Origin of the sequence: Aureispira sp. CCB-E, assembly GCF_031326345.1 — a bacterium.
Classification (GTDB): Bacteria; Bacteroidota; Bacteroidia; order Chitinophagales; family Saprospiraceae; genus Aureispira.
Genome location: NZ_CP133671.1, coordinates 5,216,426 through 5,241,453, shown reverse-complemented (window position 1 = coordinate 5,241,453; position 25,028 = coordinate 5,216,426). Strand labels below are relative to the sequence as shown.

General features: G+C 36.4%; 40 protein-coding genes. 33 read left to right on the top strand and 7 right to left on the bottom strand.

Features of this window, described 5'->3' with window-relative positions:
* Positions 1-83: 83 nt before the first annotated feature.
* The 4 genes from QP953_RS20415 to QP953_RS20400 form a co-directional block, all read right to left on the bottom strand.
* The gene (locus QP953_RS20415; RefSeq protein WP_309552746.1) at positions 84-398 is read right to left on the bottom strand and encodes a hypothetical protein; all 315 of its coding nucleotides are present in this window, start codon (positions 396-398) and stop codon (positions 84-86) included.
* Entirely contained in the window at positions 388-948 is a 561-nt protein-coding gene (locus QP953_RS20410) for a 2OG-Fe(II) oxygenase (protein WP_309552744.1), read from the bottom strand. Before QP953_RS20410 ends, QP953_RS20415 begins: the two co-directional genes overlap by 11 nt.
* Positions 949-1,526: 578 nt before the next feature.
* Positions 1,527-2,348 (bottom strand): hypothetical protein, encoded by an 822-nt coding sequence (locus QP953_RS20405; protein ID WP_052600306.1) that lies wholly within the window; start codon positions 2,346-2,348, stop codon positions 1,527-1,529.
* 67 nt (positions 2,349-2,415) lie between these two features.
* The gene (locus tag QP953_RS20400) at positions 2,416-2,778 is read right to left on the bottom strand and encodes a helix-turn-helix domain-containing protein (protein WP_052600305.1); all 363 of its coding nucleotides are present in this window, start codon (positions 2,776-2,778) and stop codon (positions 2,416-2,418) included.
* Positions 2,779-3,292: 514 nt separating this feature from the next.
* Here QP953_RS20400 and QP953_RS20395 point away from each other — a divergent pair.
* The 9 genes from QP953_RS20395 to QP953_RS20355 all read left to right on the top strand — a co-directional run bounded on the left by QP953_RS20395 (position 3,293) and on the right by QP953_RS20355 (position 9,063).
* Complete coding sequence (locus QP953_RS20395; RefSeq protein WP_052600304.1) at positions 3,293-3,550, top strand: hypothetical protein; 258 nt, start codon at positions 3,293-3,295, stop codon at positions 3,548-3,550.
* 44 nt (positions 3,551-3,594) lie between these two features.
* Positions 3,595-3,861, top strand: coding sequence for a helix-turn-helix domain-containing protein (locus QP953_RS20390; protein WP_052600303.1), 267 nt, complete (start codon positions 3,595-3,597; stop codon positions 3,859-3,861).
* Between the two features lie 227 nt (positions 3,862-4,088).
* On the top strand, positions 4,089-5,576 hold the full coding sequence (locus QP953_RS20385) for a hypothetical protein (protein WP_052600384.1): 1,488 nt from the start codon (positions 4,089-4,091) through the stop codon (positions 5,574-5,576).
* Between the two features lie 2 nt (positions 5,577-5,578).
* Positions 5,579-6,064: a hypothetical protein gene (locus tag QP953_RS20380; protein WP_309552742.1), complete on the top strand. Its 486-nt coding sequence runs from the start codon at positions 5,579-5,581 to the stop codon at positions 6,062-6,064.
* Positions 6,061-6,438, top strand: a complete 378-nt coding sequence (locus QP953_RS20375) for a hypothetical protein (protein ID WP_309552740.1) — start codon at positions 6,061-6,063, stop codon at positions 6,436-6,438. The genes QP953_RS20380 and QP953_RS20375 overlap by 4 nt, the downstream gene beginning before the upstream one ends.
* A gap of 36 nt (positions 6,439-6,474) precedes the next feature.
* A complete protein-coding gene (locus tag QP953_RS20370) occupies positions 6,475-7,629 on the top strand; it encodes a hypothetical protein (protein ID WP_309552739.1) in 1,155 nt (384 codons plus the stop codon).
* Positions 7,630-7,683: 54 nt separating this feature from the next.
* Positions 7,684-7,905 (top strand): hypothetical protein, encoded by a 222-nt coding sequence (locus QP953_RS20365; protein ID WP_309552738.1) that lies wholly within the window; start codon positions 7,684-7,686, stop codon positions 7,903-7,905.
* Between the two features lie 120 nt (positions 7,906-8,025).
* A complete protein-coding gene (locus QP953_RS20360) occupies positions 8,026-8,154 on the top strand; it encodes a hypothetical protein (RefSeq protein WP_255351982.1) in 129 nt (42 codons plus the stop codon).
* A 3-nt stretch (positions 8,155-8,157) separates the two neighbouring features.
* Complete coding sequence (locus tag QP953_RS20355; RefSeq protein WP_309552736.1) at positions 8,158-9,063, top strand: LPD1 domain-containing protein; 906 nt, start codon at positions 8,158-8,160, stop codon at positions 9,061-9,063.
* Positions 9,064-9,283: 220 nt separating this feature from the next.
* On the opposite strand, the gene QP953_RS20350 is transcribed toward QP953_RS20355, so the two are convergent.
* Positions 9,284-10,267, bottom strand: coding sequence for a hypothetical protein (locus QP953_RS20350; protein WP_309552734.1), 984 nt, complete (start codon positions 10,265-10,267; stop codon positions 9,284-9,286).
* A 99-nt stretch (positions 10,268-10,366) separates the two neighbouring features.
* On the opposite strand from QP953_RS20350, the gene QP953_RS20345 reads away from it, so the two are divergent.
* Positions 10,367-11,077, top strand: a complete 711-nt coding sequence (locus tag QP953_RS20345; protein ID WP_309551951.1) for an IS1 family transposase — start codon at positions 10,367-10,369, stop codon at positions 11,075-11,077.
* On the opposite strand, the gene QP953_RS20340 is transcribed toward QP953_RS20345, so the two are convergent.
* Positions 11,052-11,849 carry a hypothetical protein gene (locus tag QP953_RS20340; RefSeq protein WP_309552732.1) on the bottom strand — a complete coding sequence of 266 codons (798 nt, stop codon included), beginning with the start codon at positions 11,847-11,849 and terminating at the stop codon, positions 11,052-11,054. The two genes, QP953_RS20345 and QP953_RS20340, sit on opposite strands and share 26 nt — an antisense overlap.
* A 220-nt stretch (positions 11,850-12,069) precedes the next feature.
* On the opposite strand from QP953_RS20340, the gene QP953_RS20335 reads away from it, so the two are divergent.
* The 18 genes from QP953_RS20335 (at position 12,070) to QP953_RS20250 (ending at position 21,943) form a co-directional block, all read left to right on the top strand.
* Positions 12,070-12,405 (top strand): hypothetical protein, encoded by a 336-nt coding sequence (locus tag QP953_RS20335; protein ID WP_309552730.1) that lies wholly within the window; start codon positions 12,070-12,072, stop codon positions 12,403-12,405.
* Between the two features lie 151 nt (positions 12,406-12,556).
* Positions 12,557-13,510, top strand: a complete 954-nt coding sequence (locus QP953_RS20330) for a hypothetical protein (protein WP_309552729.1) — start codon at positions 12,557-12,559, stop codon at positions 13,508-13,510.
* Positions 13,503-14,210, top strand: coding sequence for a hypothetical protein (locus QP953_RS20325; protein WP_309552727.1), 708 nt, complete (start codon positions 13,503-13,505; stop codon positions 14,208-14,210). Before QP953_RS20330 ends, QP953_RS20325 begins: the two co-directional genes overlap by 8 nt.
* A 2-nt stretch (positions 14,211-14,212) precedes the next feature.
* Positions 14,213-14,653: a hypothetical protein gene (locus QP953_RS20320; protein WP_309552725.1), complete on the top strand. Its 441-nt coding sequence runs from the start codon at positions 14,213-14,215 to the stop codon at positions 14,651-14,653.
* A gap of 53 nt (positions 14,654-14,706) precedes the next feature.
* A complete protein-coding gene (locus QP953_RS20315; RefSeq protein WP_309552723.1) occupies positions 14,707-15,114 on the top strand; it encodes a hypothetical protein in 408 nt (135 codons plus the stop codon).
* Between the two features lie 19 nt (positions 15,115-15,133).
* Complete coding sequence (locus QP953_RS20310; protein WP_309552709.1) at positions 15,134-15,727, top strand: N-acetylmuramoyl-L-alanine amidase; 594 nt, start codon at positions 15,134-15,136, stop codon at positions 15,725-15,727.
* Positions 15,724-16,329 carry a hypothetical protein gene (locus tag QP953_RS20305; RefSeq protein WP_309552708.1) on the top strand — a complete coding sequence of 202 codons (606 nt, stop codon included), beginning with the start codon at positions 15,724-15,726 and terminating at the stop codon, positions 16,327-16,329. The genes QP953_RS20310 and QP953_RS20305 overlap by 4 nt, the downstream gene beginning before the upstream one ends.
* Before the next feature lie 342 nt (positions 16,330-16,671).
* Complete coding sequence (locus tag QP953_RS20300) at positions 16,672-17,022, top strand: hypothetical protein (RefSeq protein ID WP_309552705.1); 351 nt, start codon at positions 16,672-16,674, stop codon at positions 17,020-17,022.
* A complete protein-coding gene (locus QP953_RS20295) occupies positions 17,010-17,699 on the top strand; it encodes a hypothetical protein (RefSeq protein WP_052600386.1) in 690 nt (229 codons plus the stop codon). Before QP953_RS20300 ends, QP953_RS20295 begins: the two co-directional genes overlap by 13 nt.
* Positions 17,700-17,838: 139 nt before the next feature.
* Entirely contained in the window at positions 17,839-18,102 is a 264-nt protein-coding gene (locus QP953_RS20290; protein WP_156039973.1) for a hypothetical protein, read from the top strand.
* On the top strand, positions 18,099-18,473 hold the full coding sequence (locus QP953_RS20285; protein WP_309552704.1) for a hypothetical protein: 375 nt from the start codon (positions 18,099-18,101) through the stop codon (positions 18,471-18,473). The genes QP953_RS20290 and QP953_RS20285 overlap by 4 nt, the downstream gene beginning before the upstream one ends.
* Positions 18,474-18,475: 2 nt before the next feature.
* The gene (locus tag QP953_RS20280; protein WP_309552701.1) at positions 18,476-18,838 is read left to right on the top strand and encodes a hypothetical protein; all 363 of its coding nucleotides are present in this window, start codon (positions 18,476-18,478) and stop codon (positions 18,836-18,838) included.
* The gene (locus tag QP953_RS20275) at positions 18,819-19,862 is read left to right on the top strand and encodes a hypothetical protein (protein WP_309552699.1); all 1,044 of its coding nucleotides are present in this window, start codon (positions 18,819-18,821) and stop codon (positions 19,860-19,862) included. Before QP953_RS20280 ends, QP953_RS20275 begins: the two co-directional genes overlap by 20 nt.
* A gap of 29 nt (positions 19,863-19,891) precedes the next feature.
* On the top strand, positions 19,892-20,323 hold the full coding sequence (locus QP953_RS20270) for a hypothetical protein (RefSeq protein ID WP_309552698.1): 432 nt from the start codon (positions 19,892-19,894) through the stop codon (positions 20,321-20,323).
* Positions 20,324-20,368: 45 nt separating this feature from the next.
* A complete protein-coding gene (locus tag QP953_RS20265; protein WP_309552696.1) occupies positions 20,369-20,608 on the top strand; it encodes a hypothetical protein in 240 nt (79 codons plus the stop codon).
* Position 20,609: 1 nt separating this feature from the next.
* The gene (locus tag QP953_RS20260; RefSeq protein ID WP_309552692.1) at positions 20,610-20,987 is read left to right on the top strand and encodes a hypothetical protein; all 378 of its coding nucleotides are present in this window, start codon (positions 20,610-20,612) and stop codon (positions 20,985-20,987) included.
* Between the two features lie 14 nt (positions 20,988-21,001).
* Positions 21,002-21,202 (top strand): hypothetical protein, encoded by a 201-nt coding sequence (locus QP953_RS20255; RefSeq protein WP_052600239.1) that lies wholly within the window; start codon positions 21,002-21,004, stop codon positions 21,200-21,202.
* A 42-nt stretch (positions 21,203-21,244) separates the two neighbouring features.
* Complete coding sequence (locus tag QP953_RS20250; RefSeq protein ID WP_309552690.1) at positions 21,245-21,943, top strand: glycosyl hydrolase 108 family protein; 699 nt, start codon at positions 21,245-21,247, stop codon at positions 21,941-21,943.
* Here QP953_RS20250 and QP953_RS20245 read toward each other — a convergent pair whose 3' ends face one another.
* The gene (locus tag QP953_RS20245; RefSeq protein WP_309552688.1) at positions 21,944-22,297 is read right to left on the bottom strand and encodes a hypothetical protein; all 354 of its coding nucleotides are present in this window, start codon (positions 22,295-22,297) and stop codon (positions 21,944-21,946) included.
* Positions 22,298-22,528: 231 nt separating this feature from the next.
* Between QP953_RS20245 and xerA the strand changes: the two genes are divergently transcribed.
* The 5 genes from xerA (at position 22,529) to QP953_RS20220 (ending at position 25,017) form a co-directional block, all read left to right on the top strand.
* A complete protein-coding gene (gene xerA, locus QP953_RS20240; protein WP_309552686.1) occupies positions 22,529-23,380 on the top strand; it encodes a site-specific tyrosine recombinase/integron integrase in 852 nt (283 codons plus the stop codon).
* Positions 23,381-23,434: 54 nt separating this feature from the next.
* Entirely contained in the window at positions 23,435-23,698 is a 264-nt protein-coding gene (locus tag QP953_RS20235; protein ID WP_309552683.1) for a hypothetical protein, read from the top strand.
* Positions 23,688-24,266: a hypothetical protein gene (locus QP953_RS20230; protein WP_309552681.1), complete on the top strand. Its 579-nt coding sequence runs from the start codon at positions 23,688-23,690 to the stop codon at positions 24,264-24,266. The genes QP953_RS20235 and QP953_RS20230 overlap by 11 nt, the downstream gene beginning before the upstream one ends.
* Before the next feature lie 238 nt (positions 24,267-24,504).
* Positions 24,505-24,675 (top strand): ankyrin repeat domain-containing protein, encoded by a 171-nt coding sequence (locus QP953_RS20225; RefSeq protein ID WP_309552678.1) that lies wholly within the window; start codon positions 24,505-24,507, stop codon positions 24,673-24,675.
* 54 nt (positions 24,676-24,729) lie between these two features.
* Complete coding sequence (locus QP953_RS20220; protein ID WP_309552676.1) at positions 24,730-25,017, top strand: transposase; 288 nt, start codon at positions 24,730-24,732, stop codon at positions 25,015-25,017.
* Positions 25,018-25,028 lie beyond the last annotated feature (11 nt).

Sequence of the window (25,028 nt, the reverse complement as noted above, 5' to 3'; positions counted from 1 at the left end):
TGTTTAAAATCTAAAAGCATTAAGAGTTCAGAAATTATTGCTTGTAAATAATGCGAGCACATATGTTTGTGACACATTATTTTTTATTCAGACATAATGGATGGATTTAAAACCTGCTCAAGATTTCCCTTTTTTAATAGGGCAGAGATTGTTTTTTCAATGCATTCTCTGGAAAGCTCCTTTACAAACAAGTCTGGAGGTATTAGATACAATCCATTTAGATTTTTACCATTTTTTATATCGTAGTTGATTGAAGTTTCAAGAAATTTGTAGGTCCAAACATTGATTCCATAATGTCTGCCATCAGATAAGTCAACATGAATATTTGTAAATTCATTTTCTTTGTTCCAATCTCCAAAATCAACTTCTTCAAATTCTAGCCAAAGTTTAAATTTCATTTTTTTTGCTTTTATATATAATATCTGTTCTAAGAACATACTTTAATCCTTTAGTGATAATGTTTCCAGAGTGTACTCTTTCATGTTTAAATATAATAGCAGTTCCAGTTTTAGGCTGGATTTTTAATTTAGTAAACTCTGTTTCGCCTCCAATCATTTCTTCATTTAGATAAATAATCAATGTGTATTCACTCCGTTCATTTGTATTTCGTATGTATGCTCCGTCTTGATGTCTTTTAAATTCTTGACCAGGAGAGTATTTATAAAATCGAAATCTTTCATTTAGACCACAAGCTTTAGCATATTTAGTTTCAGAAACAACGAAAATTTTAATTTTTTCCCAAAGCTGATTTGCTAAATCAAGACTGTTGTAAATAACTCGTTCATTATTTCGAATTCCTGTATTTACTACTTGACTTCTAAAACCCATATTGATTTTAGCGACTTCATATCCCTTTTTTTCACTGAACTCAATCCAATGATTACATTCTTCTTTTGATAAGAAATTTTCAATTTCAAATACTTCGTCAGAGAGTCGTTTTACTTTCATAATAAGCTATTCTTTAAACTAGATTTAAGAGTACTATTTTCATAAAACATTTTAAGTAAAAATAGTTTCCAGATGATAGTATTTAAAAGGGTTTTATGGTCTATAGTAGACTTATAAATAATTCCCTGTAAAGCCTTCTAGTAAAAAACAGCAGCAAAGAATCAATTCCTTGCTGCTGTTTTCATTTTTTTGAAGACCGTTTCAATTTTACAAGTCGTTCAATCTTTTGGTTAGCAATCTTGTTTTCTGTCTGTTTGATGCGTGTGTCAAGCTCAGATAGTTGTTGTAACAACGCATCTTTTAGTTTTAGATTTGTTTTCATTAAGTAATTGTACAGGATTTAGCCGATTAGTTAAACCATACAATAAGGGACTTAATACAACGAATTAGACAGCAAAAAGATTCATATTTAAAGTAAAAAATTATTAAAAATTAAAACGCTACAACGCTTTATTTATAATGGTTACAGCCTTTATTGAGTTAGTTTATTCTTATTCAGTTAGTAGATTATTAACATCTTTATAATAACTATTTTGAAGATGTATTTTGAAACATAATCATCTGTCATATTACTAACTTTAATTCTTAATAAGTTTCCCCAATATCTTTAACCCATCCCATGAGCAACTTCTATCATAAAATGTTATCATCTTATTTTTTTGAACAAAAATGATTTTAACAGAGGACATACACAATCCAAAAGGAATTTCTAAGCAGCTTTCTTCAAGTTCTTTTAATCTTGCTTCAAATTCAAGCTTTGGTATTTTTGATATAGAGGTCGTAGATTTCTCATAAAACTTAGATTTCATTTCAATAAGACAAGAATCTTCAAGCGAGTATATTTTATATTTTGAATAACCGACATATGCAATATCTCCTATTATTTCAGATAAAATAAACAAAGTATCTGATTCCCATTCCCTTAAAAAAGATTCATCATATTCATCATAATTGCTTTCATATAGGTCTTCTATATTCACGACTCCTCCTTCTTGATTTTGAGTCGTATCTATTTTAAAATCATTAAAATATTCAACCTGATAATGGTTTGTTACGTTATGGGGGGGATTTAGAATATTAATAGAATCAGATAATACAAAAGTAGTATCAAATTTAGTATTCAACCCTATATAGGAAATGTCGATTTGGTCTCTTTCTACTTGATCAAGTAGAAAATAATGTTCTAGTTTTTTGTGATCCCATGTAAAATCCTCAGAAGAAACTATAACTTTTTCTTCTCCCAGTGAAATTTCAACTCTTTCCCAAAGAAATGATGGAGTAAATAAAATTTTAACTTTACTTGCTTTGGAGAGAGTATTTGGAGATTTTGTTTCCAAACAAGCAAAAGTAGTATAAAATACAAGTGCAAGCGATAGGAAATAAAACGCAAGTTTTCTCATTAGTTTTCAGGTTTATCTTTCATTTGATTGCCTAGATTTTACTGACACCATTGCATCAAATATATTTCTAATCCTCGTCTGGTAGTGCTTCTACTATTTTTCTGATCCGATCTAATTCTTCAGCTAGTCCATTAACTTCTTTTCTAAGCATCGTATTTTCTCTTTCTAAACTATCTGCCAAGCGATCCAAGTATTCTTTACTCATTGGATTTTCATCCACAAACATTTCTCCCTTTCCTGAAATTAACCAATTTAAATTAACAGTAGGGTATTTCTCTAGTAGAGGAACAAATAACTTTGAGCTTGGCAAAGTTGCACCGCTCAATGTTTTTGCAATTGTAGGTTGTGAAATATTAAGCTCTTTTGCCAATTGATTAGCATTTACCTTAAGCTCTTCTAATAATTGTTTAAATCGCTGATTGATAGCCATTTTGGGATATTGAAAGATTTTTAAGTATAATTTTAAGAATAATTTTATACTTTTTGTTTGACTTTTTTAAATAATAATTATATGTTTGTATTAAGAAATAGCTACAGATATTAATACAAATAAAAAAACATTACGATTAAAAATATATTCGACTCAAATAATTAAAACTCTATTCAAGGTTTTAAATATACCTTTTATCATTTACCATGTAGACCAATGTAAACAAATGTAGACGAAAATCCGAGAATCGAACCTAAAAAAATAACATTTCATACTAGGATGAATGGTTTTGGGCGTACCGAGTGGTATTGTTGAGATTTTATGAGGATGGAGGATCAACAACTAGAAGGCGACTTCTAGCGTCCAACAAAACAAATAAATTTTAATGTATTAGCTCCTTTGTTTGTGAACTCAGCAAATGTTAAAGCGAGTTGATGCTTTCACTTATTTTATTCATGTGGCTTGTCACTGCTTTTAAGCGGTAGGGCGAAGCCATGCCCAAACAACAAATTTTATGACCGATTTTGAAACACCAACTTTTTGTCAATTCCTAAGACAAAACCTTTCGATTGACCAATACGAAGCACTAAACACCACCTTAGGCATTAGCCAAAACAAGCTTACTCGCTTGCTCAAAACGCCAGCCAATACGCCTTATGAGGTGGTATTAAAACTGGAAAAACTATTAGAAATAAAAGCCATTGAATTGGTCGAACAATTCGAGTTAGGCATAGATAGAATAACGATTCGACAGCATTCAGAAATACAATAAATAATTATTTAAAATCCAACAGGATTCATCCTAAAAATACAAATATGGAGGATCAAAACAGTAGAGTAGATAAAATGGATGAGAAACTTGAAAAAATTTATCTACTACAGCTTATCGAAACGAAAGACTTCTTAAACACAGAGGAAACGGCATATTTCCTAGGTTTCAAACCTAGAACAATAAGAAAGCTTGCGGACGAGGGCAAACTAGATGGATTCAAATACAAAAAAACAGGCTATTTGTTTTTTGAAAAAGAATCCCTCAAAGCTTATCAGCGAAACAATTTAAGACATGTTTCATCTTTTGATTAAGCATGTTAAAACAGAATAGGGTGAGCTACAGCTCCGCCCTATTCAAAAATTTTGACAACAAGAAACGATCAGGCGGGGAAGATTGTCTATCCGCAGCAATCAAAGGAGTTCGACTCTCCTTCTGGTCACAGGGTAGCAAGTTTTTACTTGTATAGTTACGGCGACTTATATGCCGAGGTACAGCTGCAAGGCTGTGCCATTTTTTAAGCTTTAAACAGAATAACAATATGGCGCAACACGCCCAATTTTTAACCAAGTTTCATCAATTCTCTATCTACGATCTACTGGACCGAAAAGCCAGCTTGGAAAAGATTTATGATTTGATGGAGATCTATCAACGAAAGTGGCTTCGTACGCACAAACGAGGTGGTATGGTTTCTAGTGTACACGATGTCCTACAAGCAATCTTGTCGCTGATGCCTCGCACCATGGAAGCCATGAAAACCGAGCAGCCCAATGTTTTTGATTGGTCGATACACCAACAAGAATTCTTTTGCTTTGCCAACAACGAGTACCTGGCCACGATGGTCAACCAGCAAGCCGCTCGTCCCCTACTCCAAATTAGTGGGCGCACGGTGCGCTCTTGTATTCAAAAGCTCTTAGAGGCTAAAATTTTGGTGCAGAAGGTCAACTTTATGCACACAGGAAAAGCGTATCCTTTGCCCATGCATGAGGATCCTAGAGGACGTGGAAAATTTAAGTTGATTCTGAATTATGAGTTGCTAGTTTGGGGCGAAATAGAGGCAAATGAAGCCTTGGGCTCCTCTCGTTCTGATGCTGCTCAGCCCCTTGATGCTGCGGATAGAAGGACATCTTTTCCGCAGATGTCTATACTAGATAATATAGATACTTTAAAACAATATAATACAACACCAACAGGAGTTGTGGATAAGGCTTCTGCTAGCGCAGAGCTAAATCACAAGATTATCTCAGGTGCAGAGCAGGGAAGCAAGTCAATTTCCAATTGTCCTCCAAATCTTTTGCCGAACAATTTTGTGCAAAAAGTCTTCATTCCGAGCAGCAACAAAGAAGATTTTTTGGCTCGTCAGCTCTTTGAGCAAGCTCGAGTCGCACTTTGGGGCGGCAAAAATTTCAATGTCGCTCAAACAGAGCAAGCCGTTGACCTGCTCCGCTCGCATTTGCGCTTGGTAGAGGATCATGTGCGCCTGTTTCGCAAACAAAAGCTCGAGCAATTCAAGGATTCTGCTTATTTCAAAGGTTTGGCCAAGAATCCAAAGTATCAATGGAAGATGTTGAACGAGTGGTTTGCCAAAAAACTGCCCAATATTGAGCTATCGGCTCTTAGAATTGTGTCCGAAGCCATTCAAAAACAACGAGAAAATGCTTTAAAGAATGATTATATGGACAAAATCTTTGCGCCAACTCAATATTTCATTTCTAAGCATTGGGATCGTGCACTGGGCTATTCTAAAGATGATTTTAATACCATCTATACCAAGTTTAGTCCCAAAAATCGAAGCCTCTCTTATTATCAAATGGTGATGGAGCAAATCAACCAAGCACATACTTCAGCCTTGCAAGCCTTACAGGATGGTAAGACGCCTTATGCAATGCGTGTCACCGAAAAAGCCTGGAGAAAATTGAGGGGCATGATTGCACAAGCACCTCCTTGTATGAGTGCCGCTCAAAAACAAAAACTCATTCGAAAATTCAAAGATCGTTTACAACCTATTTTTTCAAATCAACTCTCTTAATTATGGCTAGTAGTACCAAAACCGAATTTAAAATCAAAAGAGATTCTTTAAGTTATTTATTAATCAAAACACCAGGTAACCCCACCCCAATCAAACGCTATTCATTGGATGCTAAAACCCCTCAAAACCCAAGCTTGGGCATTCATCGCTTGGAACGTGTTTTTCTCAAAGGAAAAGTATTTGAATGGGCGGTTTTGTATGATAACAAAACGGGTAAAATCAACGCTTATTACCACCCTCAAAAGCAGGATCAAGCCTTGAGTAAAGAAGCTTTTCAACAGCTCTTAGGCAGCGTCAAACTAAAGCTTTATATCATTTACAAAGCGGCTTACAAATTAAAAACAGGTCGTACCAAAGGCTTGAGTATGCCAATTGAACGACTGGATGAAACGCCTCAATATTGGAATCAAGACGTAGAGCGGATTATGGTCTACCAAAATGGACAACACACGCATAATTTTATCAGAGGACAATTTTTTAGAGTATGACCTATTATCAAGCCATTGAGCAAATCAAGGTTCTACATATTCCAATCAAACTGACTTTGAAAGATTGGATCTACTTGGCAAAAATGCTGCTCCCCTTCTCTGCTCCAGAGCCTGCCGATGATTTTATACAAAAAGGTTGGAGAGCTGCCTTGATTCAGATTATTATCAAAATCAGCAAACGACAGGAGAAACACTGGCAAAACGAAGCTAAAATCTATCGAATCCAACTCACGCCAACAGAGAAATATGCTTTGGAAGAGTTGCTTTACAACGACGACCCAAGTGATCTTTATTTAAGGACGATCTTCTACGAAATCAAAGTACAATTGGAACAATTTGACCAGCATAAAAAAAGGATCCCTAGCGGCAACTAGAAATCCTCTTAGACAAATTCTTAAAAAAACAAATTTATGACATCTTTTGCAGAAAATCCACACAACAAGCAGCGTAAAGTTCAAAATTACGCCATTTTCAATTGGTCTTTAAACAAGACATTAGAACAGAAATTTGAACACAAAAACTTTGCCCATCGTTTTGCTTGGGCAAATCGAGCCTTTTTAGGCATGGGTATGATTGCACAGCTGGCAAGTTTAACAACAGCATTCACCATGCTTTCTTATCTATTTCTCAACATTCATTGGGTGATTCGAATCGCTTGTTCTATTGCTTTGGTGATTATGATTGAGGTCATCAAACGAGAATCAACCGATGATGTGATGAAGGGCTTATTTCAGTACAAAGAAGTTGAAAAGTTCTCTGCTCTCTTGGCAATCGTAGCGGTTGGGGCAAGTATTTACATTTCGATAGAAGGGGCTAAAATTCTCCCTTCCCTACTGGTTGAAGAAGCGACTCCTCAAGCACCTGTTTTAAAATCTTCTGAAGGCATTATTTCTGATTATGATAATCGAATGGCAGCGCTCGAGATACAACGGGATAATTTTCGGAATACTAGGTTGTACAAAGGGCGTTTGGCTCGAAAGGATTCTAAAGTGGTGCAAGAATACAATGAAAAGATTGAAGCGACTCAAGCACAAAAAGACGCTGCTCTGGCGGCTCTTTTACTCGAGAACCAAGTCATCGAACAAAAGGCATTGGAGGATTTTGAATCTAGGAAATCTACCATGACTTTGGAGCGAGAAAAATTGAGTACACAATTGGTTCGAGCAGCCATTGGTTTTGAGTTGTTGTTTCTGCTTTCGATGGGCTTTTCTTGGTGGTATTATACCGAATGTGAGAAGGAGAAAAAGGAAACTGCTCAAAATACGGAAACCCCGATAAACACAGGAAGTACTACTGCAGTACTGCAGCAGTACTACGGCGAAAAACCACAAGAAAAAGCTCCTCAACCACATGCGGCGCCAAGTATCCAAAAGATTGGTTTTATTGATTATGAAAAGCAAAAAAAAGATCCTCCAAAAGAGGAAAAAATTAAGAAGGAATATACTCGTATTTGCCCTGAATGTGGCAGTGGTTTTATTCACAAATCGCATAATCATACCTATTGCAAACGCTCTTGTTTGATTGCTGCTAGAGAGAAAAAAACAAATCTTTTATCCAATTCATAATCAAGCAGTACTGCAGTAGTACTACTGCAGTACTGCCCCATAAAACAGCGACTCATGACAACAAAAAATGCTTGTGTTATTCTTGATCAATTGCTGCAGAAGCTACAGCAGAAATTAGAAAAAGAACAGCAAAAATTAACTCAAATGAAAGGAAGTAAGAATCCTTTACAATTGCTTTGTCAAGAACAACAAATTTGCTTGCTAAAAACAAAAATTAAAAGCACTCAAACTTATTTGCAGCAGCTGAGACCCAAAGCCTCCTCAGCAAAAATATAGAAAAAATCAACCTTTAAAATTTACGCCATTAGTTCCTAGTGGCGTTTTTTATTGCCTTGTTTTTTGCATTCAAAGTCCGTATTTTAGGGGCTTTCATTCTTTCATCAAATCTAAAAACACATGAAAAAACTAAAAAAAACCAGAGCTAAATTACATCCTGATGAGCAGATTGTTGGGAGAGGGGTTCCCTTATCCATGCTCAACCAAAAGAAACTAAAACGATTAGGAAAACTTAAAAAAAGACGCTAAGCCATGAAAATTGTAGATACTTTAAGTCCAGAAGGAGGCTCTAGAGCCGAACGATGGTGGGAAGATCAAGGTTTTGTAGAATTGTATCAATTCTTTCGAAAAGGAGCGATGGAAAAACGCTTTTATGACAAGCTCAAAGATGTTCGAACGGTGCACGAAGTCTTTCAATTGAGGGGCTATCAGTTTGGTAACTGGGTAACGCATGAAGACCGTTTTAATTATTTGGCTGCTTTAGGCATTTGTTTGTATGACTTAAATCGAGTGTTGCGATTCAAAGGAAACAACCTTGGTTTGGACAAAACTTTGGGCATTGCCTTTGGAGCCCGAGGGGTAAAGGGAGCTTTAGCCCATTATGAACCCTCTACCAATATTATCAATCTCACTCGTTACTACGAAGAGAACCGTTTTGATGAACCTACCGAGAAAAAAGTCCGCTTTGTCTTTTCGGGCGGGGTGGGATCCTTTGCACATGAGTATGGTCATTTCCTGGATTATTTTTTTGGCGCTAGGGTAGAGGCGAACCCCAAAATCTATGCGCTATCCGATGGTCGCTCGACAGATCCTAGACGCATCACTTACGATGCCGCTAAAATGCCCATGCGTTACTGGATGGAGGAGATTCTTGAAAAGGCGTATTGGGACAAGAGCAAAACAGCGGATTCTAGTTATGTGAGACGTATTCGAAAAGCAATTCCTAAACAATATCTAGATTACTTCTTGAGAAGAAATGAAATCTTTGCTCGGCTCTTTGAGCAGTACGTTGGTTACAAACTCCAGGAGATGAAGATTCAAAATATCTTTTTGACCAAAACGAAGTACCATGCTATCCAATATATGACACCTACTGAGTTAAAAACAGTGGTGCCTTTGTTTGATAAGTTGCTGCTGCAGATGCGGAAACATTTTTAGAAGGCTTCCCATTTTAGGTTCTATTTTCAAAATAGAATAAATTATAATATAATTAAATATATAAAACCTTTATTATTAAGTATTTTTACTTCTTGGCATTGCTTTAGCATTTATAGTAAGTGTATCAAAAGTGATCATAACTAACTAAGAATAAATTTGGGTTTTAATTGGGGTGATTTAGACCTTACATGGATGGGAATACATGTAAGGTCTTTTCTTTTTATTTTTTATTGTAAGGTAATTGTATTTGTGGAATTAGACCAGTTTTATGATGGCAATACTGCGATACTCCACAGTTAATACATTTATTGGGTTTTAATGAATTAACATTAAAATTTATAGCTTTTTTAGTGTTAAAATCTCTTATATTTAAGATAACTTGATTATAGTATTTCCTATTTTCAGGAGTCAACTTTACTTCATGAATCTTTACATTTCTTAATCTATAGTCGGTTGAAACTCTATTTTCATATCGTACTTTTTCAAAATTCCATAGCCAATAAATAATGTACCCATTTTTTGCACCCAATTTATCTAGTTCAATCATTTGAGCTAATAATTCTGCTTTATGATTTAAATACTCATTTTCACTACTTACTTTATTTTCATTATAACGTGTAAATTTTTCTTCTACGACAAAGTTTTCATTATTCGAAAGCCAATAATCAGGTACCCCACAAAAATCATTTGCTTTATTATAAAAAATTATTGATTTTTTATTTTTTTTATTTTCTTGGAGTATTTTAGAACTTAATATGTATCCTATACTTTTGGGTAAAGTTCCAATTTTATTCATTTCTTCTGAAGAGAACGCATGATTTATATTTTTTGCTTTTTTGTAAGCATTAATTCGATCTAATAATATTTTTTTTTCATCCCAAATAAGTTCAACATTACTCTCTGGGTCTTCATCTACTAAAAGAGATTTCTGAATACTATATGAAACTGGGCAAAACACAAAATTCCCAACTTCACTTGCTGAAATCATGTTATAATTTATAGTAAGAAAACTAGATGTTGTTGCTTTTAACTCTATTTCTTTATATAATCTCTTAATAGCTCGACCTAGCATTAAAACCTGAAAATTTCTTGAATAATCATTAGGGAATCCCATTGTCCAACTCTCAGTATATTCAAGATTTATCAATGCTTTTAAATAATTCTTTCTAACTCTATCAATTTTAAAGCCTATTTTTTTTAACATTTTATCGAATAAATCATATCCTTTGCAACTGAATTCTTGGTAGTGATGTAGATTGTATGATAAGTTAGAAAAAAAGACAATGAAGACTATATTTGTAAGATGTGTTCAATATCTATACAAATAAAATGTCCTCATTGCCACAATTCAAAGGTCGTTAAAAACGGGAAAAAAACCACAGGAAGACAAAACTTTCTGTGTAAGAATTGTGGCAAACAATTTCAAGCTGAATATTTATACCAAGGAGCAGATCCAAGTATGAAAGCCCAGCTACAAAGTTCTTTATTACATGGTAGTGGTATTAGAGATTGTTACAAAATATTTGGAATTAGTCCTAAAACTACTCTTCGATTTATACTAGAGCAAGGAGAAAAAATTAAAATTACTCCTAGACAAAAGAAGTATAAAAAAGTGCAAATTGATGAGTTATATTCCTTTGTGAATCAGAAAGGTAAAAAAGTGTGGGTTTTCTACGTTTACGCTCCTGAGACCAAAGAAATATTAGCTGTAACAATGGGCAAACGTACAAAAAAGCAACTTCGATATTTAATGACACAATTAAAGTGTCTAGATATAGAAATTGAATTTTACTGTACAGATGCTTTTAAGAGTTTTAAAGAGGTCTTACCTTATTATCAACATATTATTGGTAAATCTTTTACTAAAGATATTGAAGGTATTAATACTCTTATTCGCTCTAAAATTGCACGATTTCACCGAAGAACTACCAAGTTTTCTAAGAAACTTAAGTATCAATGGCATTTGTTTAAAATTTTTGTCTTTTATTTCAATGAACTTCCATCATACATTTAACAACACAACCGAATTCTTTTTCTGCGATTTTTAATAACATTTCTGACAACTTATTCCAAAAAGGATATGTATAAAGAGCTTCTATTATTAAAAGTTTAGCTTCTTCATTTTTCCCAAGATTCAGCAAAGAATTACTCATATAAAGATAATATTTAGCTCTTTGAGGGACAAAAACAATAGTTTCATCCCCTTTCTTGAATTTCCCTATTTTATTCAATTTTTTGCCATCCAATTCTGATAACCAATTGTAACAATTTTGATAATTACCTTTATAATGGTAAAACTCAGATATATATAATAAAACAATGTCATATGGTGTAAATTCTCTATTACTTACGTTTTTGAATTTAGTTTTAACTTCATTAGCAAAATCCAAAATTTTATTTTCAGAAACATCAGATATATTCCTACCTTTTATATCTTTATAAAATAAAGTCCAATAATATTCACTTAATATAGGTTTAAAATTTGGAGATCTTTTCTTTACAATGTTGCAAATATTCAAAGCCTCTTCATATTTCTCATTCTTTCGAAGAGCATTTGCAAAATGCCGAAAATCCCAATCAGAAAAAGAAATTTTATTTTCATCCCACATTTTATAGCATTCTACTAATTCTTTAAAACGTTTAGCTTTTCTAAGAATTTCAGCGTATAAGGGCATAAAATCCTTCACTAAGGAAGGATCAGCTATAACTTTTTTTGCTTCTTCAACAGCCTTTTTATATTTTCTTTCTTTGATTAAGCTTGATACCAAGTCAATTTCATTTGACATAACAAATCATTTTATAATTATGAAACTGAATAATAAAAATATTTAATTAATAATATAAAAATATTTCCACTAAGTTCTTTATTCGTAATAAAAAGAATTTTATTTTTTAATCAAATATACGCCACAAAATTCCCCAACCTCAGCAGCAAAACTTTCCAATACCAAACACATACAATACTTTTACAGATATAAAATATTCTATTCTAAAAAAAAGTAACGTATGAAAAAACAACAACTGGGCAATGCCCAAACCGACCATCCACAACCGATTGACAAAACAATTGTAGTAGGCTTAATTAAAGCACAAATCCAAAAACTAGAAGCCCACGAAATTCGCATTCTCAACAATGGCATTTTTGAAGACGATTGGCTGGAGACAGACGAAAATCAAGCGATGGCAGACAACTTTTCTTTGGCAGCACACGCCACCAATGCCACCCTTATTATGGAGTTAAAATCCTTGTGCAAAAAAAATCCAACAACTGACTTAAAAAACGATTTTCAAACTAACGTAGAAACTGGATTAGAAACTGCTCAGAAACTGGCTAGAAATTAACAAAAACTGCGTCTACTGGCTCTACTAGCACAAAAACTGATTTTCAAACTGCCTAGAAATGAAACAGAAATTAGCTAGAAACTGCTCAGAAATTAAACAGAAACTGCCATAGAAACTACTAAAAATTATTACAAAAATAACTTCAAAAAAAATGGAAAACAAGCAACCAAATACCACCTATGATTTGGAAGAGGAGCTGCGCCAACAGCTGCTGGAGCAAGCCAATAACAAGGATTTGACCACCGATCTAGACGAAGAGGAAGAACTAGATTTTGAAACCGCAAAAGACCTAGAGCAAAAATCAACAAAAACCGCCTCTACTGACTCTACTGGCACAAAAACTGATTTTTCAGAAGTAGAAACTGCTGCAGAAACGGCAGAAAATAATTCTGATATCCAAGAACAGTTGGCAGAAAATTGGGAGGAAGAGCCTATCATTGAAATTGAAGAAGATCCACTGGATGGATATGTCCAAGAACCACCCAAAACCAATCCTGTTGAAGAAATCAAAAAAGCAACAGGCTCCAGTAGCAAAAATCTCAAAAACTTGGCAGAGTTGGGAGAAATTGCCTTCACCTATATTGACCTAGCCAAAGCTCAATTGTGTAGCTCTATTAGTGGGCAGCATGTGGCAGAATATACGGCAGATGAAAAAGCAAAAAAAGTTTTAATTGCTGCCGTTCAAGAATACTTGAGTACTCAAGAAATTAAAGCCCCCACACCTTTGATGACGCTGCTCTTGGCAGTGGGTACTTGGGCAGCGGCTGGTTTGGGAGCTGCTTTTTGGCATCGTTATCAAATTCAACAAATGGAATCTAAAGCCACACCAAGTACTTCTGCAGCAAACACGGCAGAAGATCCCTTGGAAGAGGAACAAGAGCAGGAGCAAGGACAAGCCAGCTCTGATTTTTCCCATTTAAAAGAATACCAGGATGGGCGCAAATTATTCAGCATTCACAAAACAACAGGGAGATACAAACACCTTCCCAACAATACTTATTGCGCTATTGATGTTGCCGATGAAGTTCCCAGTCCTGAAATTCAAGCCTTGATTGACCAAGGAAAAACGAATCCTGAAATTAGAGCAATTATTTACGATGAGTAAGCTTACAACCACGACAATAGACCAACACCATCCGTTCTTTTTAGCTTATTTTGGAAAACCCCATTCAGGAAAGACCTACGATTTGCAGCAATTTGCATTGCGTTGTAATCGACCCACTATTTTTGTGTACAATTCGGGTTGGGACAAAGATTGGGTGGGTTATGAATTGATTGAATTGTGGTCGGATAAAAAAGAACAGGAACTTTATTTTTCTTACAAAGGCAAAGATTATGTCTTTGAAAAGCACTTTATGAAAAAGTTTCGAGGCAAAAAAGTCAAAGCCATGATGGCAGATGAAAAACTTACCGAGATGCTTTTATACAAACGCCTTTCTCGCAAAGGCTATGAAGGGCTGTTTTTTATTATTGATGATGCCACCAATATTTTGACCTCTACCTTGACCCAAGCACAAAAAGCTTGTTTCTATCGAGCCAAACATGTGGGTATTTGGTTTGCCTTGGTTTTTCACGATCCCAATATGTTTCCCAATGGTGCTTGGGGAGCTTTGACCAAAGCCAAGTTTTTTAAAAACAATGTGGCACCACCGACTCAAAAGAGTAAAATCATTCCACACTTTAGAGAAATTATGAAAGCTTACAAAGTTCTTAAAGAGGCTCCAAAATACAGCTATTGCACCTTGATTATGGACACGGGCGATTTATCTTATACACCTTTTAAAACAAAGAAAAACAAAACATAACGATGCTAAAAACCTTGCTTAAACTGAATCTGCCAACGCTGCAGAAAAACCTAGAAGCCATTGTTGAAGATTTGCTCACAGAAGTAGCGGATCAACACCAATGCAATCCCTTTGATTTGCAACTGATCTTAACCAAAGTCGAGCAGCAAGCACTTGGAAAAATCTATGATTCTGACAACAACTGCTTGCATCAATTAAATGCCGCTCAATTGTTAGAAGACTTATTTTATCTCCAGCTGGAGCAATTGCCTGCTGTTGTCCAAAAATTGGTTCAAAAACAGGTTGGCACCATCAATATCCAGGACTTTATTATCGAACAGCTCGAAACAATGAATCTTTTGATTCGATACAACGACGCTTGTCAATTGCAATTATTTAAAATTACCACGGCAGGCACCGATCCAATTGATCTAACGGCTTTTTTTGCTAACTTAGAGCTGTAGTTTTTTATTTTTATAATCGTCCTTTTTATCATTTTTAAACACACATACATTTTATGAATCGTCAGGGCAATAACTTGACCATTCATCCACCCATTTCCTCCAAGCTCCTAGGTCGCTATCGACACAAAAAAGGCATTTATGTCATTCGGTTAAAAGACCAGGTCATTTATATTGGCAACTCGGTTAATATCTACAAATCAGGCTTGCGCCTCTTTCAAAAAGGGGGCGTTTTACAAGCCATTCCAGTCCAAAAGGTCAGCTTTGAAATTCTATTGACCAGCATGCGCTTATCATCGGTAGAGATGGTGCTCAAACGGCATTTTCAACCCCAATACAACTACATTGGTAAATTGCCCAACCATCAATCTACTTACGAAAAAAAGCAGATCCAACGCATTCAAAACATTTATTTTAGTCAGAGCCGCTTTAGCGTTGAAGGAGCTCGACCATCTAATACTTAACCCCAAAACTAACGTTATCATGTCTTGCATTCCAATTATCAGCAATGGGCATGGTGGTTTGATTGGCAACGTCTACCAAACAAAGGGCAAACGCTCTCCTGTTTGGTCTGACGGTGCGGTTCTTTATGAAGGAGAATTTAATCGAGCCATCAAAAACCGTTTGTTAGAACTGCTCCATTTTAAAGGCATTCCTTATTATGATTTGGTGCCAGAGCAGCACGACATTCATCGGAGTGTTCGAGTTGCTCGAGCAAATCGTTTTCATGCCCAAAACAAAAATACCTTTCTGCTCGACTTGCATTCCAATGCGGGAGGAGGCAAAGGATCGGAAGTTTTTATCTCCAGTGCTGCCAGTAGCTCCAGCTTGGCTTTAGCGCATTGGTCTCAAGCCTTGTTTGTCCAACATTTTCCAGAAAGTACGTTTCGAGGCATCAAACGCAGGAATTTTGATTTGGTACATTTGACCGACATGCCCGCCATTCTCCTGGAGCATTTTTTTATGGACAATGAACAAGAATGCAGAACCTATTTAATGACAACCAAAGGAAGAGATCGGATTGCCGCTTATACCTTGGCAATTATTGAAGCCTACCTTAAATACCATCATTCATGAAAGATAAGTTACAATTTGCCTTGATTCTATGTTTGTTTGGATACGTAATTTTCCTCCAGCAATGCAAGCAAGGATCTAGCTCGAGTAATCAGCAAACAATTCGAATGGATACAACGATTGTTCTAGATACGATTTTGCCAGCTCCTGTTATCGTGCAATTGCCTCGACAAGTTATTCCTGAACCTAGAATTATTTATGTGGATAGTTTCCAAAATAGAATAAAATCAGAGTTTGTTGATACCACTCAACACATGGCTGCAAAGCTTTATCAAGACAGTTTAGAAGATGATAATTTGACGGTCTATTATGAATCGTTGGTGGATGGTCAGCTGTTGCAGAATCATTTAGATTATAAACTAAAAATACCAAAGCAGATTACTAAAACCATTCGCATCAATACCCCTGTTCCAACACCTAGCAATGGGCTGTTTTTGAATGCGGGGGTGGGTGGGAATGTCAATGCTTTTTCTAGTTTGACGGTTGGTTTGCAATTTGTCTCCCAAAAAGGTTGGGCACTCGGTTATGATTATGATGTGTTGCAAAAGGTACATCAAGTTAGATTGGGGGTTCGTTTGCTGCCTTTTAAGAAACGAAAACAGTAAAAGCGTAATTTTAGGCGTATATTTTTTTCAGCCCTCTTTTTAATCCGTTTAACTGCCGTTTGTTCAAGGTTATTTTTAATCCAAAAAGCTGCTTTAAAGTTGCTAGAATTACGCCCATTCTGAGGACTAAAGCCCCGCTCATATTCGTTTTTTTAGCATTTTTTACCGCATCTTTGTCTTGTCAAAAAAGCAGCCTAATTACTTCCTAAAACCCTTGTTTTTATTATGCTCATCCCTGATGAATCCAAACACACCCTCATTATCAAACCCGATTACCTTGGCGTTGGTGTCATTGGATTGGTGGTTTTACTAATCCTGATTATCAACAAAAAACTCCTTTAAATGAAAGCGCTTCTTAAATCGGTTTTTACCAGTTTGTTAAGCCTGTTTAATGTCGGGATCTATTGCTCGGATGGCGTAGATAGTTTGTTGCAACAATTGCACTTGTTAGAACTCGAAAATCAAGCCAATGAAATCCTCCGATTGTATGCCTTGATGGAGTATCAAAACCAATTGATCCTTGCCTTAGATGCCTTTAGAACGGGTTTAATGTTCCTTTCCTTGCTCTTTCTTTTTATCCTCAATTTTGCCCTCTTCAAACGCTCTTATCTATGGGCAATTAAGAAAGTCCAAACTGCTTATTCTTTTATTACTACCAAACTCAAAACGAAACTTAGAAAATGGCGAATGTAAAACGTATTTATGCCCCTTTCACCAAAGATTTATGCATGGCGAGCCCTTGGGCTTATGTCGATGGTGAATTATCCTATCGTCCTCTACCTGCTGGGACTGTTGAGCAGGAATTAATCACCGATGTCCAAAAAGCAGGTGGTATTGTTGATGCCAACTATTCTATCTTGGTTCAAAAACAAGGCAGCGACGAACAAGGACAATTGGAATTGACCTTGCTTTTGTCCGATGAAAAAAAGGAAGATGGCAGCTATAAATTTCCAGAAAAAGCCATGGTGAAGATTGGTATTGATGGCGATAGCCCTGAAATTTTCCCTGGTGATCATGCTGACTTTTTGATCGGCTTGGAAATTGGTGGAACCTATGGTCCTGGTACCTTACAAACCATTGCCCAATTGGCTCGTCAAGGCAAACAATTGGTCATTAATGGCATGCACATTGATGCGGACAACGACAAACATTTTACCGCTAAAATGGTCGAGCGTCAATTCAAACACGATGGTTCTAGCATGGGCGACCGAAATATTTTGTATCCCAAATCGTTGGCTAGTGACGAACAAACCACCATTCGAGTCCTAGCAGACATTGACGTCACCTTAGATGGCTTTGGCTATTTAGAAGTGCCTATTTATCGGGGCATTGGTGCCAACATCACCCTAGATACCACCTTCACCAAATAACACCAACCCTCCTTTAACCCTTAAAGCCAAGTTGCGGGAAGACCTCCCCCGTACTTTTTAGGATCTCCTCCTTGTTGCTCGACCCATCAAAAGGAATTGTCTTCCCTCATGCAACTTGGCTTGTTTTAATGCTTTTTCTATGGCAGGTTCTGTTTTTGAATCCATCTCCACAGGTGATATTGGCATCTTGGATGGTGGTTTAAATATTGGCACCCAAGGACTGTCCAACAAAGACCTCAAAGTCATTTTTGGCTCCTTGGCTCAAGCACAAACGGCTCAGGCTAGCCAACAACTGCAAGTTCAACAACGGCGGGATCAACTGCTCATCATTAGCGCCTCTGTTGTTGTTTTATTGCTGCTTCTACTCCTTCTTTTCTTTTACTCCAAACACCCTACATCATGAGTCTAGGTACCCTTTCTGAATCTCGTATGGCAACGGCTCCGATTGCAACGATTACCACCACTGCAATGCCTTCTGTTCCTGATCCCAAACCCACTAAAAACACTCCTCAGGTATTAGAAAATACGGTCAACCCAACCAATACCTCCAATACGACCAACTCCAACAATGAGAATTTGGTCAACCCATCCAATCCAACTCTTAGTACGACTACCATCACAGTACCAACAACAACGCCAACGCCCACACCAACAGCAACACCCAACAAACCTTGTGGTTATTGCACGGCTAAAAGCATCACAGGGCTTGCGCTGCAAATCAGCATCGTTCTTTTTATGTTGGCACTTTCTTTTCACTTCGTTAAAAAAGTATAACCATGGCTTGTGAAGATCCTAATGCCCCCCTCTTTATGGCTTGCCATTTAGAAGGGGAAGGCACGGTGAGTGAAGACCGAAACAAAAACCAGAACAACAACGCTAACAGCGATTCCAACCAAGAACCCAACAAAAAACCACAAAATGCCGCTGATATTATCAATGCCAGTGCCAATGGTTTGGACAGCATTACAGGCTTCTTAGGGTCCTTGATGGGAAAACCCAGTCCTTCCACTCCAACTTATGTGCCTGCTCCTGATCCTCCACCCAAACCTTCGCCCTGGTTGATTGGAGGCGTCATTGGTGGAGTTGTCTTATTAATCGCCCTATTAATCTTTTTTAAGCATGGAAAATCCAACGAATAAAACACCCTTATTGGTCATTGGTTTGCTGCTCATTCTAGCCCTTGGCGGTTGGGCGGTTTGGGCGGTACTCCGTCCTAAAAAAGAAGAAGAGCCCACTGTTACCACCAAAAAAGAAACCGCTGCTTCAACGCCAGTGGTTACAGGACGCAACAATGTCTCCAGTCAAAACACAGGTTTGACCAAAGAACAGATTGCCTTTTTATTTGGTCATAACAATTCTAGTTTTAACAGTGGCAACACAGGCAACGAAAACCAACCCAAACAAAAAGAGCCGCTTTACATCAAAGGCACTCGAGCACAAGCTTTGATTACTGCCAAAGCAGAGCATTTACAATCCAAAGTAGCGGTCATGGACATCATTCGTGCTAAGTACGATATTGGCAGGGAGTTGATTAAATTCAACTCCGATACACAAAAAGCCATTGACCAGCTCTTTGACAAAGTATCTGGCGTGGACGTCCATTCGGATCCTGCCAAGCGTTATTTGACCTTCCCGATTTATGGCAAACACGAATCACAAGGACCTGCCCTAAGATCGGATTTACAAAAGCTCTTGGATAGGGGCTGGGAGGGCTTAAATCTCAGCAACAAACGAGATCCCACCATGCCTTGGTGGTTGCCCTCGGTACAATTGAATTTGCTGCTAGGAACAACCGTTTCAACCACCATTAGTGCCGATAATATTTGGTGGTATTGGGGACAACGCAGCGAGTTGGACTTTTTTAAAGATTTTAATGGGCATCAAGTGGATGATCGTTGGTTGGTCAAAGTGAACGACAACGGCAAAGCCGCTTATCCTGCAGGGAATCTCTATACTTTTGTGCAGCGCTGGGTGGAAGCCATTGATCAGCTCAACAAAGTAACCGAATGGGAAGCCATCCGAACCTTAACCGCTCCAACCTCCAAAGGGGGCGATGGGTGGCTGTTTACCTACCTAGATCCTGAGACAGGAACGGACTACAGCAAGAACTATGATCCGCAAGATAGTCGTACCAACGATGCCCTTGATCTTATTTTAACCTAATTCAAACTTCCCCTAAAAAGCCCATTGTTATGGAAAACAAACACCTATTTTTAGGCGCTGGGGTACTCCTGGCAATTGCTCTTGCTTATCTGATTGGTAAACGCCAAAAGAAAGCGGTGGAGCAACGAGAAATTGATGTGACAGTCAACCTCCAAGACGAGCATGGACAAACAGTGGTTTATGATCCGAATCCTTTACTCGTTCGACTCAACAAAGGGTTGATCACTCGATATTACTTTGATTTTTCAGAGCGCTGCAATCCCATCAAAGAGCTCTATGATTTGGATCCTGCTCGTTTTATGGCAACGGTCAAAGCCTACAAAGTCAAGTATGGCGTGGACATCACCATTCCTATGAAAGCTTGTCATGTGGATTGTAATCTAAAAACAGGCATCAACAGCTTGAGTTATTTTGACTTGATTTATCAACGCATCCAGCAATTGCAAGCCGTGACCAGCTAGTTAATCCTTTATTTTATCACCTTCTTTTTTTAATTGTCAATCATCATGTTATCAAAACCTTCGTATAAAATAGCGGGCATTTTCTTTGTTGTGGCTCTTTTGGGAGTGGGCACTTTTTTCTACCTCAAGAAAAAGAAAGCCGAAAAGCAAGCGGCTGAAAAAGCAGCTCCAAAGAAAACGACCAACAAAGATTTGACTAAAAATGCCCCAGCGCCTCAAACCACCAACGCTCAAGCCAAAAACTTGGAAGTAGCAGGAGGAGAAAACCAAGATCAACCCATTTAACATGAAAGAAAAACTGATCCAATATCAAAAACCACTTCTTGCCGTTGGTTTGTTGGTCCTCTTGCTTGTCTTGTATTTTTATCGACATCGCCTTTTTAAAGGAACGCTCTTAACAGGGGCTAAATCAACAGCGGTTTCTAATAATACAACTACCTCTAATCCTGAAAGCCTCCTTCTTAAAAAAGGCAGTCAAGGAGAACAAGTGCGACAGCTGCAACAACTCTTAAATCAAGAGCATCAAAAACACGCTCCAACCTTCATTCCTCTACTAGAAGAGGATGGCATTTTTGGAGATAGAACCGAGCAAATGCTCCTTCGATACACCCAACAAAAGAGCATTACTTTAGCTCAACTGCAGACAAGTCTTGCAGCTGCTTAAAACAATCTAAACCCATGTTTTTATTACTTCCTTTTTTATTAGGTGCTGGTAGTACAGGCTATTGGTGGTGGTCGAGTCAAGAGCAAAAAGAACCTTCTTTAATGCAAGAACTCTTTGACCTACTCAAACCTATTTTGCTTGTGCTACTTGTCCTTTTATTCTTTCGTTGGCTCTACGCCCAATCTACTCCAGCAACTCCAGCACCAAGCGCTTGAGTTGCTGTTGCTTTTTCAAAACCACTTCAAAAACCTCTTCCTATGGCTAGTTTCAACAGTTGGATGCTGCCCACCAAACGACGGTGGCGGCGTATCATGGCAGGTTACCAGGATTTATATAACGACAAGGGCAATTGGTCCTCAAATAAAGTAGGTGTTGGTACTTTGATCGGTACCAATCGAAGTATTGCTGCTCCGACACTCATTGCCTGGCGTGGGCGCATGGTCTCTAAAGCAGAAATGGAAAACTTATCTATTACTGAAGCCATGCAGATTTACAAGGTGAGGTATTGGGATAAGATCCAAGGCGACTTGATCCAGAGCCAAGCCCTTGCAGATATTTTGGCGGATATGAAAAGTTCGGCTGGAGGTAATGCCATCAAAGAAATGCAGCGCACCCTTAATGACTTGGGAGAGCGCCTTTCGGTGGATGGTGCTTTTGGGGTGGCTTCTGTTCAGGCGCTCAATCGGCAAATCCTGCGAGTAGGGCAGGCTCGTATTTTTAATGCTTTTAGACAGCGAATGATTGGCTATTATCAACGTATTAATAGTCCTTATGAAAGGCAGTTAATCGGTTCTTTGAATCGGGATTATCCTGCTATGAAAACCGATTGGACTCGAGTGGCAGTGACGGTTGGGATTGTCACTTCAGTGATTTTGCTTTTGGGGTATACTTATTATCAATTTAAACAACATCAAAATACAAAAGTATCCTTTAAAAAGTATATATATCACTTCTAGTTACTTTTTTACAATCAGTATTTCTCTTGTAGTAAATTCCATCCAAGCAAAATCATAGACATAATAATAAATCTTCTTCTTCGAATTAACATACGTACTTGTATGATAGTTAAATTGAAAACCTATTTGCTCCAATACTAAACGATTATAATATATTTTTTTCTTTCCCTCTGACATTAGCATTCGTAATATTTCATAATTTCTATGTAATATAGCGTCTATTGTTTTTGTTATTGTTTTTGTATCTCGTCTCAATTCATAATTAAATGTATTTTTACATTTTAAGGAACAAAATTTTTTATCCCTTCTTCCTTTTAATCCCTTCTTACAATAACTACAAGTCTTATCTTTCATCTCATTATAATTTTTTATTATTCTCTACCATTTTATTTCACACTGCTTTTTTCCTAAATACAAATCCCCTCTAATTATCTTCATCTCTCTTATTAGATCAAATAATCGTTTATTATCTGATTGTAATCGTTTATTATCTGATTACAATCAATTAAGATAATAAAATCCTGATTAAAAGCTTTTTATCCTAATTGTAAAGTCTTAATTTTATATACAAAAATCATTGAGCCTATGGGAAATTTGAACAAAAGCACTCTTTTAGTCAACTATGAAGAACAGTTGATGATAAAACGATATAGTTACAACACGATAAAAACCTATAAATCTTGCTTTAAAGAATTTATTGATTTTTATCCTAAAAAGAATTTGAATCAAATGAAAAATTCTGATATTCAAAGATTTATGATCCATTTGATTAGAAGAAAAAACATTGCACGTTCTACTCAAAACCAATACATTAATGCGATTAAATTTTATTTTGAAAAAGTCTTAAATCGCCCCAAAGAAACTTACCAATGGCACCGTCCTAGAGCTGTTAAAAAATTACCTCATGTATTTTCAGAGCAAGAAGTCATGTTAATAATAAAATCTATCAAGAATTTAAAACACAGATGCATCATCTTAACGATTTATTCTGCAGGGTTACGACTTAGTGAAGTGCTTAATCTTAGGATAAGTGATATTCATAGTAAAGAAAACTGTATTTTTATAAGAGATGCCAAAGGTAATAAGGACCGATATACGCTTCTTTCCGAAAAATTGCTCCTAACTTTAAGAGAATATTATATTAATTACAAACCTTCTTTTTGGTTATTTGAAGGAGCTAATGCTGGTAGGTATAGTAAAAGTAGTGTCCAAGCTATTTTTAAAAGAGCTTTAGTTAAAGCGAAAATTGGAAAAAATGGAACGATACATACATTGAGACATAGTTTTGCCACCCATTTATTGGAAAGAGGCGTCAATTTAAGATATATTCAAACCTTACTAGGACATAATTCCATTAAAACTACTGAAATTTATACTCATATCTCTAAACAAAATTTAAAAAAAATTGCTAGCCCTTTAGATTTTTTAATAATTTAGGATATCTCTATATTAGAAATAAACACAATAGACTATTGCGTTTAGCAAGTAGTTATGAGCAAGTTAGAAAATTGCACCCACGAAATTGAGACTCAAATGGCTAAAGAAATTAAAACCTGCAATGAATGTAATGGAGAATTTTATTCTAAATCTTCTCAAATGGCTGGACTTTGTCCTGAATGCTCCCACTATCTGTATGGATATGAAAATTGCGTCCATATCTTTAAAAAGGAAAGATGCATTCATTGTTATTGGGATGGTAAAAATTCTGAATTCATAAATAAAAAAAGAAGAAAAAATAACGAAAATGCTGACTAAGAATGAAATACTATCCAAAATTACATATAAAGTTGACAAGAAAGCTTTCTTCTTTATTGGAGATGAAATAAATCAAAATGAATTTGACCTTGAAAAAGATGAAAAAATAATTGTCTTCTATACGAAGAATAAAATCCTATTCCTACTATCAAATACCAAGCTACATTTTAAAGATGAGAAAGGGGAAAACAAAAGCATTTCTCATTCGAAAATTTCGGGGAAAGAACTAAAAATTCGTGTAGAAGAAAAATCTTATATCCTAAAAATTTTTGTAAAAATCAGCAACCAGAAAAGGCTACATATTTCTTTAAATTTTGAAAAATATGATGATGCAAATGTAGCTTATGAAATATTTGATTTTATCCCTCAGTGGTTCCGAAATAAAAAATCGAAAGAAAACCTTGAACGGATAGATAAAGTTACCATATCCATTCTTGAAGAAAATTGGAATAGAGAATTAACTGTAGAAGAAAAAGAAAACCCAACTAAAACATTCACTAACTATGTAAAAACTCTCAATAAAGTAGCACAAGCAAATATTGTTAAAAAGCTTCTAAAGAAAATGTAAAAAAAACCAGCTCATAACAGGGCGCATATGGCCATTGGGGCTATATTTCGGCCGCAAAAAGTACCGTTTCTACGCCCGCAGCGCCAAATCTACGATTTGACGATAACTAGGAAAAATAATCGAAAAATCGTAGATTTGGCTATGGGTAACGTTCGGCTTCGTCGCCTTGCTATTCCCCAACGTCATATGCGCATTCGTTGGCTGCCATGAGAAAAAAGAAAATAACAAACTACAAATAATGGAATACGATGCAGATATTTTTGATGCGGTTGAATTTGGAGATTTAGAATCGGTAAAAATGTATTGGTCGAAGGAGATGAATATTGATTGGCAAGATAGTAATGGAATAAATTTGATAATGCTTGCATCAAGATATAACCATAAAGAAATCGTAAAGCATTTATTGTAAAGGTCCCCTAAATAATCCGACAAGATTACAGATAAAAAAGTGTAATTTAGGATTATGGAAAAAAGAAGATTCACAAAAGAAGAAAAACTAAAGATTTTGCGGGAAGCCTCTCTAAATGGCGTAAAAGTAACATTGGATAAGTATGGAGTTTATGCAGCAACCTATTATTCTTGGAAGAAAAAGCTAGAATCAGAAGGAGAAGAGAATTTTGGCAAAAAAGTATCGAAAGCAAGGACAAAAGAGCTCAAACGCTTGGAGGATGAAAATCGTAAACTCAAAGAGCTAGTAGCAGAAAAAGAGTTAATGATACGGATGTTGAAGGATTTGCGAAAAAAGCCCTAAGCCTGAGTGAG